General features: G+C 68.4%; 2 protein-coding genes. Both read left to right on the forward strand.

The genetic code is table 11. The features are described from left to right. A partial coding sequence (locus WA805_RS19545) for an arabinofuranosyltransferase (protein WP_425243050.1) occupies positions 1-1,556 on the forward strand: 1,556 nt, incomplete at its 5' end. Positions 1,557-1,624: 68 nt separating this feature from the next. After that, a partial coding sequence (locus WA805_RS19550) for a hypothetical protein (protein ID WP_422272757.1) occupies positions 1,625-1,861 on the forward strand: 237 nt, incomplete at its 3' end.

The raw sequence follows: 1,861 nt of genomic DNA on the forward strand, positions 1-1,861 counted from the left end.
CGGACATGGCCAACCGGTACGCCAGCACCTGGCGTAGCAGCGACGGGATCGTATCGACAGTGCCATCGCACTACCCGCCGCTGTTCCCCTGGCTGGTGGGCCGCACCTCCGCGCTGATCAACGTGCCTGCCTGGAAGCTGCTCGGCCCGGCCGAGGCCATCACGCTGTCCTTCGTGGTGGTCGCCGGGTACATCCTCTGGCGGAAGGTGCTACCCGGCCCGCTCGCCCTAGCGGTGACCCTGCCGGTATTGCTGTGCTTCTCGCTGCCGGAGAAGGCGTACGAGATCCTCGCCCTGGCCGTTTTCGTCCCGTGGGCGATAGCCACGTTCGGCGACCCGCCGCGGGGCCGGCTGCACTGGCTGCCGGCCGGCCTGATCGGCGGCTTGAGCATCGTGCTGAGCTGGGCTTTCATCATCTACGGTGCGCTGGGCATCGTGGCGCTAGCGGTGCTCACCTGGCGGGCCAGCCAGGACCGGGCGCGGTACGTCCGGCACGTCGTACTGACGGTAATCGTCAGCCTGGTCGTCGCCTCCTGGTACCTGGTCCCCTATCTGGGCTGGGGATTCCTGCATGGTTCCAAACAGGTTGATGACCTGTTCCAGGGCGGCGGGATCCAGGACAGCCCGCTGCTGTTCCTCACCCCCTCACTGCTCGGCGTCCTGGAACTGATCGGCGTCATCGGGCTGCTCTGGTACCGGGGACGGGTGTCGTGGGGAATGCCGCTGCTACTGCTGACCGTCGGCGCGTACGCCTACTGGCTGCTGGGCCTCGCCTCCTTTAGCTTGACCGGGCACACCCTGCTGCTCCAGGACACCCCCCGGCTGATCGGCCCGATGCTGGCCGCGGCCGGGGTGCTGACCATTGTGCACACCGCCCCCATCGTCGCGCGCCGGTTCTCCGTCCGCAGCGTCCCCGCCGGGCTTCCGGCGCTCGCCCTGTGCCTGCTCGTCGTCTGGACCGCCATCACCGCATGGCAGGGATGGATGCCGGGCGGCCCCACCCCGGGCGGCGGGCTCTACCAGCCCGCGGTGAGCACCGCCTGGAATGAGTCGACCGCCGCGTTCGCCACCCCGTTGCCCGACGGAAGCTACGTGCCTGTCGCCGCGGAGCGCGGCATACACGATGCATGGTTCCCCACCGATCCCGTCAAGAATGACGTGACATCCGTACTCGGGGCGAGCGCCACACCGGTCACCCTGTCGACCGCAGAGGAACTGTTCACCTACGTGAACTGGCCCGGCTATATCGGCGTATCCATGGGCGCGGCAGGCACCAATACCGACTGGCCCGCCAGGTACGCGGCCTTGCAGAAGCTTTCCCGCATCACCGACCCGGCCGCGTTCACCGCCGCCTCCGCGCGCACCGCGTTCGGCCCGGTCGACGTGTTCATTCTCCAGCGGAGCAGCCCCACACGCTGGACCTGGCAGCCCATTGACGCCCCTTACCCCGTCCTCACCTTCACGCCCGCCCAATTCAGCCCGCACGCCTTCACCGTCTTCACCAACCTGCCGGGCAACCTCGTGGTAGCCGTCCGGCAGCCGCAGGGAAACGGCTAACCGGAGCCCACATGTCAAGCAACAGGGTTGACGGCCTTCCAGTTGACGGCCCTCCAACGGATGGAACCATGCAGGAAGTTACCGGGGAGCCCCAGGCTCTCCCCCGCGAGGCTGAACCGGCCGGAGAGCCCGCAGCGGCGGGCACTGGCGACATTGGCGAACTTCTGGGGAGGGTTAACCCGTCGCTGGCGGCGCTGGTCACCTGGATTATCTGCCTGCCGGTGGCCTACGTCGGGGCCAAGCTCGGTCCCGCGGACCCGTTCAAGCTGCGGGTGGCGATGATCCCGGTCGTGGTGCTGATCGCC

The organism is Trebonia sp. (assembly GCF_049794275.1).
Taxonomy (GTDB): Bacteria; Actinomycetota; Actinomycetes; order Streptosporangiales; family Streptosporangiaceae; genus Trebonia.